Genomic DNA, 15,385 nt, shown 5'->3' with positions numbered 1-15,385 from the left:
TCGCACCCGCCCATATTCCATCAGGACGAGGGAATTCACAATGCACCCCTCAGGAATCCATTTCCTGGAACCGTTCTTCGAGACGGCACGTACCGATCCGGCCCGACCGGCCGTGGTCGACAACGGCCTCGTCGTCGGCTACGGCACCCTCGCCGCCTGGGTGCTGGAGGTGGCCGGCGCCGTCGCTCCCCGGACGGATCAGCCCCAACCTCCGGTCGGGGTCGTCGTGCACCATTCGGCCCGCGACGTGGCGGCCCTCCTGGGCGTTCTCGCGGCGGGCCGCGCCTACGTGCCCCTGGAGGCCGGTCACCCCGGAGCCCTCCTGGACTCCCTCCTGGCCCGGCTGGGGGTCTGCGAGGCCGTGGCAACGGCCGACGCCGGCTGGCAGCCGTCCGTCGCACGGCTGATCCGCCCGCGCTGGGCGCCGTCCCCGCCGACGCCCCCCGTGCTCCCCCGCTCCGGCGTACGCCCCGAGGATCCGGCGTACGTGCTGTTCACCTCCGGTTCCACCGGCAGACCCAAGGGGGTCGTGGTGCCGCACCGGGCCCTGGCCGCCGTGGTGCCGCCGCTGCGCGCGCTGTACGGCATCGGCCCGGACGCCACCGTGCTGCACTTCCACGGCGCCGGCGGCGACACGAGTCTGGAGGAGATCCTTCCCACCCTGACCGGCGGCGCCACCCTCGTCGTCGACGACGCGGCGCGCGAGGGCTTCGCGCAGGTAGCCGAGGACCAGGAGGTCACCGTCGCGGTGCTGCCGACCGGATTCTGGTACAGCTTGACCGGTGACCTGCTGGCGCAGGGCGCCGGCCTGCCCCCGTCCCTGCGTACGGTCGTGATCGGCGGGGAGGCGGTGCGCGCCGACATGCTGGCACGCTGGGGGCGGCTCGACGCCCACGGCGTGCGGCTGCTCAACACCTACGGATCCACCGAGACGGCCCTGGTCACCCACGCCGCGCAGCTAGCCGGGCCGGGCGCGCCCGCACTGCCGGAGACGGGCGGGGACCTGCCCATCGGGCTGCCCTTGCCGCACGTCGGACAATACGTCGACGACACGGGCGAGTTGTACGTGTCCGGGCCGGGTCTGGCCCTCGGGTACCACGCAGCCCCTGGGGCGACGGCGGCCAGGTTCACCGAGGACGGAGGAACCCGCTGGTACCGCACCGGGGACCGGGTCTCCGTGGCGCCCGGGGGTGCCCTGGTGTTCCAGGGCCGCTCCGACCACCAGGTCAAGATCCGCGGCCACCGGGTGGACCTGGTCGACGTGGAGGCTGTTGTCGGAAGCTGCGAGGGGGTCCGGGAGGTGGCGGCCGCACGGGTCGACCGGGCGGAACACAGCACGCTGGCCGCCTTCTTCGTGCCGCTCGCGGGCCACGACCCCCGCGAGGTGGCGGCGGACGTCCGGGCCCGGCTGGCCGACACGGCGGCCCCGCACCTGGTGCCCAGCCTGCTGGTACCGGTCGCGGAACTGGAGCGCACCCACACCGGCAAGGTGGACCGCAACGCCACCCGGGACCGGTACCTGCCCGCGACCGGGGAGGGGCGATGAACGCCGCGACCGGCGCCGCGGGGACGGCATCCGGGGGCGTGCCGGACGCACCCGCCGAGGCAGCGCGACCTGTCGGATCGGCAGCCGCGCCGGAACGGGCCCTGCCCGGGTCCACCGCGCCTGACGTGGCGGACTCCGGTGCCCGCGCCGACCGGTCGGAGCTCGCCGCGTACGCCTCCCGCCGCCTGGGCGTGTCCCTCGACCCCGCGACCGCCCGCGCCGACGAGAGCGGCTGGGACTTCCGGGTCACGCACGTCCGCGCGGCCGACGGCACCTGGTGGATCCTGCGCCAGCCGCGCCGGTCCGAGGCCTCCCGGCAACTGGCCTTCGAGGGTGCGGCCTTGGCCGCGGTGCGCGGTCGGACGCCCGTACCGGTACCCGACTGGTGCCTCCACGGCCCGGACCTGGTCGCCTATCCCCGCCTGCCCGGCGAGGCGGCGGGCACCGAGGATCCCCGCACTCTGGTCTACCGCTGGTCCATCGACCCGCTGTCCCACCCCGGCCGCTACCTGGAACCCCTGGCCCGGGCCCTGGTCGCGGTCCACACGACGGCGCTGGACAGCTCCCCCGTCCTCGCGAGCCGGGGCCAGGCGGACCCCGGCACCGTGCGCACCCGGATCGCGGACCGGCTCGCCCGGGCCCGCGCCGAACTCCCGCTCCCCTCGGCCGGGCTGCGGCGCTGGAGGACCTGGTTGGACGACGACCGGCTGTGGCCCGATCGACTGGCCCTCGTCCACGGCGACGTACACCCCGGGCACACCCTGGTGGCGCGCCCGGACTCCGGCCCGCCCACCCTGTCGGGGCTGCTGGACTGGGCCAATGCCGATGTCGGCGATCCGGCCGTCGACTTCGTCGACATGCTGTACGCCGGCGGCCCCGCCGTCCTGGACCGGCTCCTGGACGCCTACCGGACGGCGGGCGGCGAGGTGCGCGACGGCATGCGGGCGCACATCCTGGCCCGGGCCTCCTTCCTCTGGGTCCACGTGGCGCTGCGGGGCCTGGACACCGGCCGACCCGCATGGGTGGAGACGGCCCTGCGCAGGATGGCGCCGTGAGGGGCCCGGCGCCGAACCCGCGGCCGACCCAGGACGCGGCGCGTTCCGCGCATAGGACGGGACGCACCCCCGGCGGGACGGCGTACACCCGCCACGGAACGGGGGACCTTCCGGTCGTGCTGGTCGCGGGCGGGGGCGGCGCGGGACGGATCTGGGAACACCACCAGGTGCCGGCGCTGACCGCCGCGGGCCGACAGGTGGTCACCTTCGACCACGGGCCGACGGCGGTCGCCGGAGCGGCCGAACTGGCCGCCCGGACACGGGAGCTGGTGATCTCCCTCGATCTGCCGCCCTGCCCGCTGGTCGGTCACTCCCTCGGCGCCCTCGCCGTCCAGGAGCTGCTCCTGACCGATCCGCATCTGGCGACCGGGGCGCTGCTCACGGCGACCCGCGGCCGACCCGACCCGGTGGCGGAGGCCCTGGCCCGCGCGGAGGCCGCGTCCGCCGGAACGGGAAACCGCCCGCCGCCGGAGTACGAGGCCTTCGTCAGCCTGGTGCAGAACCTCTCTCCCCGGACGCTGGCCGACGAGCACGCGGTCGCAGAATGGCTCGACTTGTTCGAACTCGCGGCGCTGACCGGCGCATCACCCGCGAAGCGACCGGGCCGGCCGATCGCCGACCGGCTGGCCGACTACGGCCGGATCCGCGTCCCCGTGCTGGTTCTGGGATTCGCCGACGACGTCCTGGCACCCGCCCCGCTGGGCCGGGAGGTCGCCGCCGCGATTCCGGGAGCCCGGTACACGGAGCTGCCGGACACCGGCCACCTCGGGTTCCTGGAACGGCCCGAGGCCTTCAACAGCGTCCTGCTGGAGTTCCTCACCACCCTGGCCCCGACCGACCCCGGAGTGTCCCATGCCCCTTGACCCCCGCACCCCCGTCACCTCGGAGATCGAGGTCGTCCACGTCGGCCAGGAGCCCCCGGACTGCTGGGCCGCGGCCGTGTACCTGTGCGGCCCGACCCCCGCCGACCCCGCCGAACCGTCGTGGCGGCCGGGCGCCGTCGATGCGCTGCGATCCGCGTGGTCCGGTGCCGGACGCCTGGTGGTGTTCCTGCCCGAACCGGTCCCCGGCGGCGGCTACCCGGCGTACGGGGACCAGATCGCATGGGAGGAGGACGCCATGCGCCGGTCCGACGTCATCCTGTTCTGGATCCCCCGCGCCATGGCCACGCTGCCCGGCCTGGTGTCCAACATCAAGTGGGGCTCGTGGTGCGACTCGGGCCGCGCCGTGCTCGGTGCGCCGCCGGAGGCCGAACGCATGGCCTACCTGCTCCACTTCGCCGACGCCCTGGGGGTGCCGGTGGAGCGGACGCCGGCGGGTGCGGCCGAGGCCGCGCTGCGCGCGGTCGGGCCGGGCTGCGCGCGCAGCGGTGGCGAGCGGGCGGTACCGCTGACGGTGTGGCGGACCAGGCCGTTCCGGACGTGGTACGCCGCACGCCGCGAGGCCGGGGACCGGCTGCTGGACGCGCGCGTGGAGTGGTACACACCCACGGCCGGGCCGGACGGGCCCGCGTGGCTGCTGACCGCCACCGTCGCGCCCGCCGACGGCTCCCGCCCCGCCGTGGTCCGCCTGCTGGCTGCTCAGGGACAGGGCATGCTCATGTAGAGCGCCTGCTCACCCTCGGATTCGGTGCCCAAGTACAGGGCGGTGTCCAAGCCGCAGAGGGAGAAGCCCATCCGCCGGTAGGCATGGATGGCTGGGGCGTTGACGTTGGTCACCTCCAGCCAGACGTGCCCGGCGCCCCGCTCCCGGGCGAAGTCCAGCACGTGTCCCATCAGGGTGCGGCCGACACCCCGGCCCCGATGGTCGGCAGCGATCTCGATGTCCTCGATGGTCAGCCGCCGGTTCCACGGGGAGTAGGAGACGGCGGCGAAGCCGACGAGTGCCCCGGCCGGGTCGACGGCCACGAAGGTGCGGCTGTCGTCGCCCTCGGCGTCCGTCTCCGCGCCGTCCCCCTCGTCTCCTCCGTCATCCTCGGGGAACACCTTGACCAGCGGCGGATCCACGGGAACCTCGCGGAGGGCGAAGCCGTCGCCGGTGACGGCCACTTCGAAGACCGTGCTGGTGGTGAACGACCCGTCGATGGCCTCGATGGCCTCGGTGTCCTCGGGGCGGGCGATGCGGTACTCGTACGTCGTGTCATTGATCGTGGTCATGGCACGAGACTAGGGCCGCACTGACCCAGTATGGGCGGGTTTCAGCCGAATAGGCCGGGCTCATACGCCGCACTGGTTGACGCGCAGTACGAGGCGGACGTCCGCGGCGGACGCCTGCGCCGCAGGGGTCGGCGGTCCGGCGGCGCGGGCGGACGGGGACGTGCCGGCCCTCTCTCAGCAGTGACGGACGGCGGTGGCGGAGGACGTGGCCCGGCCCCGCCGGTCGCCCTCGCCCGGACGGACTTCAAACGCGTGATCGCCTCCACGTCGGTCAACCGCGTGGGTCACATCACCGGTGGCCTCGCGGGGCGGCTCCCGGTCGCGCGCATCGCGAGCGACGCCGGGCAGGTGGGCGTCGGCCGGAGAGTGCTCCGTCGGCGCCACGCCCTGCCGCGGGAGTCGGCGGCGTGTTCAGGCGGTGAGCTCGGCGAGCTGTGCGGTCAGGGTGGCGGCGGGGGGGTAGGTGGCGCCCAAGGCGGTGACGTGTTTCCAGTGCAGCCGACCGGTGCCGGTGAGGATGAACACCGCCCGGCGCAGCCCGATCAGGGGTGCGGTAATCCCGAAGGACCTCGCCACCGCCCGCCCCCGGTCGGACAGCAGGGGCATGCGCAGACCCCGGTTGCGCGCGAACCGCTCGTGGCTGTCCAGTTCTTGGGGGCTGATGCCCCACACCGTGGCGCCGGCGGACTGGAGCTCAGCCAGGCCGTCGGAGTAGGAACACAGCTGGGCAGTGCACACCGGGGTGTCGTCACCGGGGTAGAAGGCGAGGACCAGGGGCTTGCCGCGCTGTTCGCACAGGGTGTAGTCGCGGCGGTGGAAGATTTCGCCGTCCAGGTGTCCGCCGGGCAGGCGGAAGTCGGCGACAGTGTCCCCGATTTTCGGGGTGTGGGCCATGGGGTGGTACCTCGATTCCTTGGTCGGAGGGGCAACCGGGCTGCTCGTGGGAGTACGACCGTGGACAGTGCGGGCGCCGGACTCGGGCCGGTGGCGGGCGGCCTGCCACCACAGGTCGATCACGACTTCCTGAGCGACCTCCTCGGACCGGGTCCGGTCACGTACGACCGTGACCAGGATCCCCGACACCAGCGGCGGGAGGGCGTCGTAGAGGGCGGAGAAGGCCGTTTATCGCCGTGGGCAATCTTCTGCATCGCCTCCCTGAGGTCGTTGCGGGCGCGGTCGTAGGGGTGGCCGGTGCAAGGCGTCGGCTGAAGCGGCGGCCGGGGCGGCCGTCGGAGGGCGGGGCGTCCATCGCATGCCGGTCCTTGTGTCGTCGCTGGTGCGGGGCCGGACCGCCCCCGAGGACGGTCCGGCTTGCGGAACCTGTGCGTGTGTCGCCCGTTCTTCGTAGCCGACGGGCCTGCGGATGGGAGACCTCCGCGTCACGCACCGACCGCGGCTCATCCGTTCGAGGGAAGCCGGAGCGGGCGGCCAAGCCGGCAGGGAAGCGGCGGCGAAGACCGGGCGTGAGGGGTCCCGAGGTGTTCACGAGGCTTCCTCACCGGCCGCGCGGGACCTCCCCGCGGCCGTACACCCTCACGGGAGGTACGAGAACATGGCTGATGTGCGACAAGGTCTGGCCGTTGCCCTGGCGGCCGGTGCGTTCGTGGTGGCGGGGGCGTCGGTGGCTTCCGCCGATGCGGGTGCGCAGGGGGTGGCCGCGAACTCGCCCGGCGTCGGCTCGGGCAACCTCGTTCAGGTGCCGATCCACATCCCGGTCAACGCCTGCGGCAACACCGTCAGCCTCGTCGGTCTGCTGAACCCGGCATTCGGCGACACCTGCGTCAACGCCTGACACCGCTCCGACTCCGGTCCGGCGCCGTCACGACGGGGAGGCACGGACCGGTGACCCGAGCCGGCGCGGGTCCCGGCACGGCCTCTGTGCCACGCCGCATCCGCTGCCGGGCGGGTCGGCTGCGGGTGGCTGTCGGCACAGCCACCCGCAGCGCCCCGACCCTTCATTCGGCCCACCAGGTGAGGACGGCGACCACCCGCTTGCCGCTGCCCGCGCGGCTGCCGAAGAGGTCCGCGCCGAGCGTACGGATGATCTTCAGCATGTGGCCGCCGGGCCCGAGCCGCCGCTTCCCGGCGTCCGAACGCCGACCTGAGACGTCGTGGGAGCCGTCGCCGAGGGCGATGCCCGCCTTCCCGGCCGCGACCGGGGCCGGGAGCACGGAGGACCCTGCGCGTGCAGGACCGCGTCGGTCACCGACTCGGAGACGATCAACACGCGTTCCTCGGCGACAGCGCACGGCAGCGGAACAGCGGCTTCGAGACCCTCCGGAAGCACCCGGCCGCCCTGTGCTCAGTGGGGGGCGGGCCCGGCCCGGCGCGGCGGTCCCGGGGTCGGGACCGGTCGCCCGCGCCGGGCGACAGGGTGTGCCGCTACTTCTGGTTGAGCGGCAGGGCCAGGTCGGTGACCTGGTACCTGGCCGGGAAGGCGCCCCTGCCAGTGGCCCTGCCCGTCAGCACGTCGACCGCGTACAGGCGGTAGGAGCCGCCGGTTGCGATGGTCGCGAACCCCTGGTTCGTCCCGAGGGCCGGGTTGTAGTAGATGTCGAAACCGGCGTCGAGGGCGGCTTCCACACCGAGATTGCCGGTGGGGGCAAGGGTGCCGGAGTTGGCCGGGGACTGCAGGGAGATCCGGTCGGCCATCGTGTCGAGATCGAACAGCGTCGTCGCGGTCGCGGCGTTGAGGTCGTTGTTGGTGTAGGCGGCGCCGGTGACACCCACGGCCGTCGACGTCGGGGTGGTGGGATGCGTGAGGGTGCCGTCAACGGTGGTCGTCAGCGGGGCGGCCGCATCGTCGATGTTGTGGCGCAGGTTCTGTCCGGTGTCGGAGATGACCCGCAACCGGTTGGCGGCGGGGTTGAAGTCGACGCCGAAGGAGGTTCCGGCCAGTGCGACGGTCAGCTGGGACACCTTCATCGCCTTGGCGTTGAAGGTGTCGAGGGTGTAGATGCCGCCCCTGTCCCCGACGCCGTAAAGCTTCTCGTTCTGGACGCGGAAGTCGATGCCGACGAGCTTGGTGTCGCCGGACAGGCCGGAAACCTTGCCCAGCGGCCAGGTCTTGTCCGGCCTGTGGGCGTCGAACTCGACCAGGCGCTGGTCGCTGGTGAGACCGATGGCGTGCAGGGCCTTGCGGTCGTGGGCGGGCAGGGTCTGCGGCGGGGCGTCGGCCGCGGCCAGGGCGGGTGCCGCACACAGGGCGGCGAACACGGCGGCGGATACTACGGTCATGGCGCGCTTGCGCATGGATTCTCCCGATGATGATGCCTCGGCCCGACGACCGACGGCCTGTGGGGATTCGAAAGCGCCACAGCACTGGATGGGGCGTGCGCGCGGACACCACCCTCTCGGCCCAAGCGGCGGACGCATTCTTGCTCCAGCCGGGGGTCTGGCGGCGCGTCGTCAGCCTTGGGGCGCGCGACCTGTGCACGTACCGGGGGCAGTGCGGGCATGGATGCGTCATCAGACCGGCCCCCGACGGACGGTCCCGGACACGAACTCTGCCGCACAGGCCCCGTCGTGCAGGGGATCCGACTGCCGCACCGGTCCGAGGTCCCGCCCTGGCCCTTTGTTGCACATGACGTGCAGGAGTGCGCTGTTGACTCGTTCGGCCTAAGTCAACCGGTCGTGTCGGGGGCGTTCCGCGGCGGCCCGGTCTCTTCATCTTCAGCGCCCTGAACTGCACTTCTACCAGTATCGCTGCACCACCGTGTCGGCCGGAGGCCGACCGTGCGCCCCGCGGCGGCACCCAGGCGTGGTTTCCTTCGGCCTGCGCAACCCTTGCGCGATGGTGTGTCCGGGCCCGGCCAGTCCCCGTTGCCTTTCCTGGCCCTGCCCGGGCAGTGCGAACCTCCCGGTTCGCCGCGGTGCCGACCGCCACCCCGGACCTGCGCCACCGCGCCCTGCCCCGAAGCAGCGCCCGGTACGCAGTCAGATGGGAAGGAACCCCTCTTCGTGAAGGCAACACCTGCGGCCTCCGGCCGGCGCCGGATGCTGGACCACTCCCTGCTCGTCCTCGGTTCCGGCGCACTCGCGACCGCGCTGGCCGTCCTCACCATCGGCCCCGGCGTCAGCTCCGCCTCCAGCCACCGCGAAGCGCCGCTGATCGCCGGCGACCCGCGCGCCGACAACACGGACGTCTACGCGTTCACCAGCCCCGACAAGTCCGACACCGTCACCCTGCTGGCGAACTGGATCCCCTTCGAGGAACCCAACGGCGGCCCGAACTTCTACGCCTTCGGCGAGGACCTCCGCTACAACATCAAGATCGACAACGATGGTGACGGTGACTCGGACGTCACCTACACCTGGCGGTTCAAGAACCGGATTCGCGATGCTGCGAACCAATTTCTCTACAACACCGGCCAGGTGACCACCCTGGACGATCCCGACCTGAACTTCCGGCAGGTCTACGACCTCGTCGAGACCCGCGGCGGCAGGAGCAAGGTCCTGCTGTCCAACGCACCCGCCGCGCCGTCCCGGGTCGGGCCGGCCTCGATGCCGAACTACGCCTCCCTGCGGGCCCAGGCAGTACGCGGCCTGCCGGGCGGCGGGAAGGCCTTCGCCGGGCAGGCCGAAGACCCGTTCTTCGCCGACCTGCGGGTCTTCGACCTCCTCTACGGCGGAGACCTGTCCGAGCGCGGGCAGGACACCCTGGCCGGCTACAACGTCAACTCCGTCGCCCTGCAGATCCCCAAGAAGCACCTCGCCCTGGGCGGCAACGCATCCCGGAACCCGGTGGTGGGGATCTGGTCGACGACCGACCGCAAGGGCGTGCAGCTCTCCGACTCCCGCGACAAGCACCGCGACCAGTGGAAGCAGGTCTCCCGCCTGGGCAACCCCCTGGTCAACGAGGTCGTCGTCCCGCTGAAGTACAAGGACGCCTTCAACACGCTCAACCCCGACCAGGACCGCACCGTCCAGCCCGTCGTCGACAAGGTCCTCGACCCGATCCTGCCCAAGCTGATCCAGAAGGTGTACGGCATCCAGGCCCCGCCCGCACCCCGCAACGACCTGTTCGAGATCTACCTCACCGGCATTTGCAAGGCGTGCGGGCCCATCCAGGCCGACCTCAACGCCCACCGCCTCAACCGCGACGCCAACCTCCGCAAGATTGTCCCCGCGGAGGAGCTGCGCCTGAACATGGCCGTACCCCCGACCGCGAACCCGAACCGGTACGGCGTCCTCGCCGGCGACCTGGCCGGATTCCCCAACGGGCGCCGGTTGACCGACGACGTCATCGACATCTCCCTGCAGGCCGTCGAAGGCGCCGCCCAGAGCGGACAGCTCATCCCCGCGCTCGCCGACGGCGACAAGGTCAACACCAACGAGGTCCCCTTCGGCACGTCCTTCCCCTACCTGGCCCTGCCACACACCAAGTCCGTCAACAGCGGACCGTCGGGCACCGCCATGTCGAAGGAGAAGTCCGCGGCCTCGCTCGGAGGCGTCGGCGCCGGACTGCTCGCAGCGGCCGGATGGCGGATGCGACGTCGCAACCGCGCCTGATGTGACGTCACCCCTTGATCAGGGCCCTGGGGCCGGACCGCGCCCGGTCCGGCCCCGGGGCACGTCACCTCACCCAGAAACGGCACCTTTTGATGCACCGTGATCCGCGCACGCCTGCACCCGGCCGCCGACTGAAAGCCGTCGCCGCCGCCCTCGCACTGGCCACCGCGATGTTCGCCGCCGGGGCCGTCCTCATCGACCCCGTCAGCCCGCGCCCGCCCGAAACCACCACCCCCGTTCGTGCCGGCGCGCGGCCCGCAGGCACGGTTCAGTCCCTGACCGCACGCCTTGAACGACTGCCCGGTGACTGGAACGCCTGGTCGGCCCTCGGCATGGCCTACATCGAGCAGGCCCGCGCCACCGGCGACCCCGCTCTCTACGCGAAGGCCGAGAAGGCCCTGCGCCGCTCCCTCACACTGCAGACCCACGGCAACACCGGAGCCGAATCCGGCCTCGCCGCGCTCGCCGCTGCCCGCCACGACTTCACCGGCGCCCGCACCCAGGCCGAGGTGGCGATCGCCGGCGACCCCTACGGCGCGGCCGCCTACGGCGTCCTCGCCGACGCCCACACCCAGCTCGGCAACTACCGGGACGCCGAGCAGGCCGTGCAGAAGATGAACGACCTGCGCCCCGACGCCGCCTCCCTGGCCCGGGCCTCCTACACCTTCGAGCTGCGCGGCATCACCGACCGGGCCGTCGGCCTCATGCGCCGTTCCCTGACCGCGGCCACCACTGCCGGCGAACGTGCGTTCGCCCACGCCTGTCTGTCCGGCCTCGCCCTGGAAGCCGGTGATGCGCGGCGCGCACTGCAGGAGGCCGAGCAGGGCCTGCGGGCCACTCCGGGCGACGCTGCCCTCCTCGATGCCCGGGCACGCGCCCGGGCAGCCCTGGGCCAGTCGGAGCGAGCGCTGGCGGACTGGCAGCGCGCGGTGGAGATCGCGCCTCTGCCGCATGTGGTGCTGGCCCTGGGCGAGATGCACCAGGTCCTCGGGCATGGGCCGCAGGCCGACGCACAGTACGCGCTGCTCAAGGCCCAAGATCGTCTGCGGGCAGCGGCCGGCAGCCCTCCCGACACCGACGCGATCCTCTTCGAAGCCGACCACGGCAGCCCCGCGAGGGCCGTGGCCATGGCTGAACAGGCCCTGCGGACGCGGCCTTTCGTCGCCGTCCACGACGCGTACGCCTGGTCCCTGCACCGCGCGGGCCGCGACCGCGAGGCCCTCGCCCACGCCGACCAGGCCCTGGCCCTCGGTACCCGGCAGGCTCTCTGGTCCTACCACCGCGCCATCATCCGTCACGCGCTGGGCGACCACAACGCGGCGCACGAGGACCTCGAAAGCGCCCTCGGACCCACCTCCGCCCTCCATCCCCTGCACGCCGGCCACGCGCGTGCTCTGCTCGAGCGAATCGGCACCCACCCATGAACCCTGTCTTCCGCGCAGCCTTCGCCCGTCTCGGACTGCTGGCCGTCTTCTGCTGCCCGGCCACCCCGGCTGCCGCAGCGGCACCCGCCCACCCTCTGGGTAACTTCACGGTCAACTACCACACCGGCCTCGTCCTGCACCCCACCCGCATCGACGCCACGGTCGTCGTCGACCGCGCCGAAATCGCCGCGCTCCAGGAACGCCCCGCGATCGACACCGACCACGACAGCACCCTCACCGAAACCGAGTCCCGCCGGTATGCCCAGGGGCGGTGCTCCGAACTGGCCGGCCAACTCCGGGTGCGTACTGCCGCCGGACCTGCCCGCTGGCAGCCCAAAACCTCGGCCCTGACGTGGGAGCCAGGCGAGGCAGGATTGCAGACCAGCCGCCTCACCTGTACCTTCTCCGCTCCGGCCGCCCTCAGGCGCGGTGGCGGCGTCAGCGTCCGCACCGCCTATGACACCACCCGCGTCGGCTGGCGCGAGATCACGGCCAGGGGCGTCGCACTGGGCATCACCGGCACCGATCTGCCCGCCACCTCACCCACCGGTGAACTTCGCACCTACCCTGCGGACCCGCTCGCCTCCCCCCTGGACCAGCGCACCGCCGAACTGCACACCACGCCCGCCGCCTCCGACACGGCCGCCACGCCTGCCGCGAGCACCCCGGTCGGGCGGACGGCAGACCGGGTGGCGGGCTGGTTCGACTCCTTGGTCGCGCGGCGCGAACTGACCATTCCGGTGGGACTCCTGGCACTCGTGCTCGCACTCGTCCTCGGCGCGTCCCACGCCCTGCTCCCCGGCCACGGCAAGACCCTCATGGCGGCCTACCTCGCCGGACGGCGCGGCACCCGCCGCGACGCCGTCACCGTCGGCGCGACAGTCACCCTCACCCACACCGCCGGCGTCCTGGTCCTCGGCCTTGCGCTCCCCGCGGCAACCCACCTCGCGGGCGAAACCGTCCTGGCCTGGCTCGGCGCCACGAGCGGGCTGATCATCACCGTCATCGGCCTGTGGCTACTGGCCGGAGCGCTCCGCAACCGCCGGCATGGCCACGGCCACCACCACCACGGGCACGGGCACGGGCACAGGCACGGACACGCACACGGGCACGGGCACGGGCACGGGCACCATCATCACGATCACGATCAGGAGGAACGCCCGCACCGCCAGGGCGGGGGACGCGAGCCCGCAGTGCCGTCCGCCCGCCCTTCTGCCGCCGGGCCCGCGCCGTCACCCGTAGCACGAAAGACCGCCGTCCTGGTCCTGCCCGAACCGGCTGCGGACACGGCACACCCCCACAACCAGACCCGCGAACCCACGTCGCACCGCCACCGCACCGACCGCCGCCTGGGGAAGGCGGGCCTGATCGGGATGGGCATCGCGGGCGGGCTGGTACCCAGCCCCTCCGCACTCGTCGTCCTTCTGGGCGCCGTCGCCCTCGGCCGCACCGCCTTCGGAGTACTGCTGGTCCTCGCCTACGGACTGGGCATGGCAGGCACCCTCACCCTGGCCGGGCTCTTGCTCCTGCACCTCAAAGAACGCCTGCAGACCAGCCCCAAGAACACCGCCGCACGCACGCTGCGTGCCACCGCCGCACGCGTCGGACCACTCTGCACCGCCGGCCTCGTCGTGCTGGTCGGAGCCGGGCTCACCCTCCGCTCCCTGGCCGGTTGAAGCGGTCGTCAGGCGATGATCGTGGTTCTCTGGCGACTCGGCCTCGTGGACCGGGCAGTGCGGTTCTCGACCCCATGCTGTGGCTGCCCGCCGGCGCCCTGGCACGTGCAGGAGCGGACGGCTTGGCCACTCGCCGTTTCCCACACCCCGGGCGTGTTCACCAGCGCCCTCCTCGGTGGACTCGGGGACACTGAGCAGATGAGGCTGATCAGCGAAGGGGACCGCGCCGGACGACTGGAGCTGTGGAGAGCGTACGCGTGCACCGCGGCGGCGGTCGCCGCGACGGCAGCTGCCGGAGCGAAGGCCGTGGACGCCGACAGCTCCTGGTACCGGGCGCTGAACAAGCCGTCCTGGCAGCCGCCGCCCGCGGCGTTCCCCGTGGTGTGGACACCGCTGTACGCGTCGATCGCCTTCGCCGACGGCCGAGCGCTCGGCCGCGCACGGGGACGCGCCCGGGCTCGTCTGGCCGGCAGTCTGGCGGTGAACCTGGCGCTGAACGCGGGATGGACCTGGGTGTTCTTCCGTCTGCGCAGTCCGAAAGCCGCTCTGGTGGGCACACTGCTGCTCGACGTGAGCAACGCGGACCTGATCCGCCGCACCGCCCGCGCCGACGCCGCCGCGGCCGCCGCCCTGATTCCGTACGGCGCCTGGTGTGGCTTCGCCACCTGGCTGAACGCGGCTGTCGCGCGCCGCAATCCGCACCACTGAACGTCGTAGGTCCGACAGCACCGTCACGCTCGGGCCGGGTGGGCCGGGTGCCCCTCGCCGAGCAGGATCGTGGCGTCGTCGCGCAGCTGGTGACCGGGGCGGCTGAGCGCCCCGAGGGGGAGGAGCGGACCGCCTTGGCCGCCGCCCGGTGCGGGCCGGCCGGACTCCTCGGCCGCGGCGCCTCCTCGCTCGGCCGACCCGATGGCCGGATCTGAGAGAACCTCGTCATTGCGGACGCCCGGTTGGGGGAACGAGGATCAGTACATGACCGCACCCCACCGCGTCGTGATCGCCGCCTTCCCCGGCGTGGAGCTCCTGGACATCACCGGCCCTGCCGAGGTGTTCTCGGTCGCGTCCCGCGTCGCCGAGCAGGAACCGCCCCGCTACACCGTTCAGGTCGCCACCGGGGACGGCGGTCCGGTAGCCACCTCCAGCGGCCTGCGGGTCCACTCCGACCTGCGGCTGGACGAGGTGACCGGCCGCGTGGACACCCTCCTGGTGTCCGGGGCGGTCACTCGGCCCGAAGCCGGCAGCGTCCGGGCCGTCGTCGATCCGGTGGTCACCGACTGGCTCCGTACGGCGGCGCCGCAGGCGGGGCGTACCGGATCGGTGTGCGCCGGTGCCCATGTGCTGGCCGCGGCCGGCCTGCTGGACGGCCGAAGCGCCACCACCCACTGGCTCACGGCGGCGCAACTGGCCGCCGCGCATCCAGAGGTCGAGGTGGACCCCGATCCGATCTTCATCCGCTCCGGTTCGGTGTGGACCTGCGCCGGAATCACCTCGGGAATGGACATGGCACTGGCGATGGTGGCGGAGGACCACGGTCAAACCCTCGCGCTCGCCACCGCGCGCATGATGGTCATGTACGTCAAACGATCCGGCGGCCAGAGCCAGTTCAGCGTGCCCCTCTCCGTCCGGGCCCCCGCCGAGGACCGCATCGGCGAACTCCGCCGGTGGATCACCGAACACCCCGACGCAAATCTCTCCGCCGAGGCCCTCGCCAAGCGCCTCGACCTCAGCACGCGGCACTTCTCCCGGCTCTTCGCCCAGCGCACCGGCACCACGCCCGCCGCCTACGTGGAATCCGCACGGCTGGAGGCCGCACGGCGCCTCCTCGAGGAGAGCGACGCCGCTCTGCCGCACGTGGCCGCAGCCAGCGGCCTCGGCTCCCTGCAGACCCTCCACCGGTGCTTCCAACGCCACCTGGGGACGACCCCCGCCGAATACCGCCGCCGCTTCCGCTGAGGCCGCCCCCTCCCCCACCACCCAGCCCCACTCTCCCCGGCCCGTCGTCCCTGCCCAGGGCCGT

15 protein-coding genes are annotated in these 15,385 nt (G+C 72.9%); 11 read left to right on the top strand and 4 right to left on the bottom strand.

Annotated elements, in window-relative coordinates; translation table 11 throughout:
- The first annotated feature begins 40 nt into the window (after positions 1-40).
- From ACFW2G_RS05605 to ACFW2G_RS05590, 4 genes are all read left to right on the top strand, one after another.
- Complete coding sequence (locus ACFW2G_RS05605; RefSeq protein ID WP_384581452.1) at positions 41-1,546, top strand: AMP-binding protein; 1,506 nt, start codon at positions 41-43, stop codon at positions 1,544-1,546.
- Positions 1,543-2,601 (top strand): macrolide 2'-phosphotransferase, encoded by a 1,059-nt coding sequence (locus tag ACFW2G_RS05600; protein ID WP_384581454.1) that lies wholly within the window; start codon positions 1,543-1,545, stop codon positions 2,599-2,601. The genes ACFW2G_RS05605 and ACFW2G_RS05600 overlap by 4 nt, the downstream gene beginning before the upstream one ends.
- 116 nt (positions 2,602-2,717) lie before the next feature.
- A complete protein-coding gene (locus ACFW2G_RS05595; protein ID WP_384581456.1) occupies positions 2,718-3,464 on the top strand; it encodes an alpha/beta fold hydrolase in 747 nt (248 codons plus the stop codon).
- Positions 3,454-4,206, top strand: a complete 753-nt coding sequence (locus tag ACFW2G_RS05590; RefSeq protein ID WP_384445053.1) for a nucleoside 2-deoxyribosyltransferase domain-containing protein — start codon at positions 3,454-3,456, stop codon at positions 4,204-4,206. The genes ACFW2G_RS05595 and ACFW2G_RS05590 overlap by 11 nt, the downstream gene beginning before the upstream one ends.
- Here ACFW2G_RS05590 and ACFW2G_RS05585 read toward each other — a convergent pair.
- Positions 4,182-4,757 carry a GNAT family N-acetyltransferase gene (locus tag ACFW2G_RS05585; protein WP_384445055.1) on the bottom strand — a complete coding sequence of 192 codons (576 nt, stop codon included), beginning with the start codon at positions 4,755-4,757 and terminating at the stop codon, positions 4,182-4,184. The genes ACFW2G_RS05590 and ACFW2G_RS05585 overlap by 25 nt on opposite strands.
- Before the next feature lie 411 nt (positions 4,758-5,168).
- Entirely contained in the window at positions 5,169-5,651 is a 483-nt protein-coding gene (locus ACFW2G_RS05580) for a peroxiredoxin (RefSeq protein ID WP_037916650.1), read from the bottom strand.
- A gap of 658 nt (positions 5,652-6,309) precedes the next feature.
- On the opposite strand from ACFW2G_RS05580, the gene ACFW2G_RS05575 reads away from it, so the two are divergent.
- Positions 6,310-6,549, top strand: coding sequence for a chaplin (locus ACFW2G_RS05575; protein WP_384581458.1), 240 nt, complete (start codon positions 6,310-6,312; stop codon positions 6,547-6,549).
- Between the two features lie 163 nt (positions 6,550-6,712).
- Here the strand turns inward: ACFW2G_RS05575 and ACFW2G_RS05570 are convergent, their stop codons facing one another.
- Together ACFW2G_RS05570 and ACFW2G_RS05565 are read right to left on the bottom strand one after the other, a co-directional pair.
- A complete protein-coding gene (locus tag ACFW2G_RS05570) occupies positions 6,713-6,928 on the bottom strand; it encodes a hypothetical protein (protein ID WP_384581460.1) in 216 nt (71 codons plus the stop codon).
- Positions 6,929-7,139: 211 nt separating this feature from the next.
- A complete protein-coding gene (locus ACFW2G_RS05565; RefSeq protein ID WP_384581462.1) occupies positions 7,140-7,994 on the bottom strand; it encodes a DUF4394 domain-containing protein in 855 nt (284 codons plus the stop codon).
- 759 nt (positions 7,995-8,753) lie between these two features.
- Between ACFW2G_RS05565 and ACFW2G_RS05560 the strand changes: the two genes are divergently transcribed.
- The 6 genes from ACFW2G_RS05560 to ACFW2G_RS05535 all read left to right on the top strand — a co-directional run bounded on the left by ACFW2G_RS05560 (position 8,754) and on the right by ACFW2G_RS05535 (position 15,321).
- The gene (locus tag ACFW2G_RS05560; protein WP_384581498.1) at positions 8,754-10,268 is read left to right on the top strand and encodes a DUF4331 domain-containing protein; all 1,515 of its coding nucleotides are present in this window, start codon (positions 8,754-8,756) and stop codon (positions 10,266-10,268) included.
- A gap of 92 nt (positions 10,269-10,360) precedes the next feature.
- On the top strand, positions 10,361-11,692 hold the full coding sequence (locus ACFW2G_RS05555) for a tetratricopeptide repeat protein (protein WP_384581464.1): 1,332 nt from the start codon (positions 10,361-10,363) through the stop codon (positions 11,690-11,692).
- Complete coding sequence (locus tag ACFW2G_RS05550; protein WP_384581466.1) at positions 11,689-13,368, top strand: sulfite exporter TauE/SafE family protein; 1,680 nt, start codon at positions 11,689-11,691, stop codon at positions 13,366-13,368. Before ACFW2G_RS05555 ends, ACFW2G_RS05550 begins: the two co-directional genes overlap by 4 nt.
- Before the next feature lie 198 nt (positions 13,369-13,566).
- Positions 13,567-14,076, top strand: coding sequence for a TspO/MBR family protein (locus ACFW2G_RS05545; RefSeq protein WP_384581468.1), 510 nt, complete (start codon positions 13,567-13,569; stop codon positions 14,074-14,076).
- Between the two features lie 38 nt (positions 14,077-14,114).
- Positions 14,115-14,291, top strand: coding sequence for a hypothetical protein (locus tag ACFW2G_RS05540; protein ID WP_384581470.1), 177 nt, complete (start codon positions 14,115-14,117; stop codon positions 14,289-14,291).
- A 49-nt stretch (positions 14,292-14,340) separates the two neighbouring features.
- Positions 14,341-15,321 carry a GlxA family transcriptional regulator gene (locus tag ACFW2G_RS05535; RefSeq protein WP_384445067.1) on the top strand — a complete coding sequence of 327 codons (981 nt, stop codon included), beginning with the start codon at positions 14,341-14,343 and terminating at the stop codon, positions 15,319-15,321.
- Positions 15,322-15,385: the final 64 nt, after the last annotated feature.

It is taken from the genome of Streptomyces sp. NPDC058880, from assembly GCF_042742535.1.
Taxonomy (GTDB): domain Bacteria; phylum Actinomycetota; class Actinomycetes; order Streptomycetales; family Streptomycetaceae; genus Streptomyces.
The sequence above is the reverse complement of the archived record's forward strand: the minus strand, read 5'-3'. Positions and strand labels throughout refer to the sequence as shown.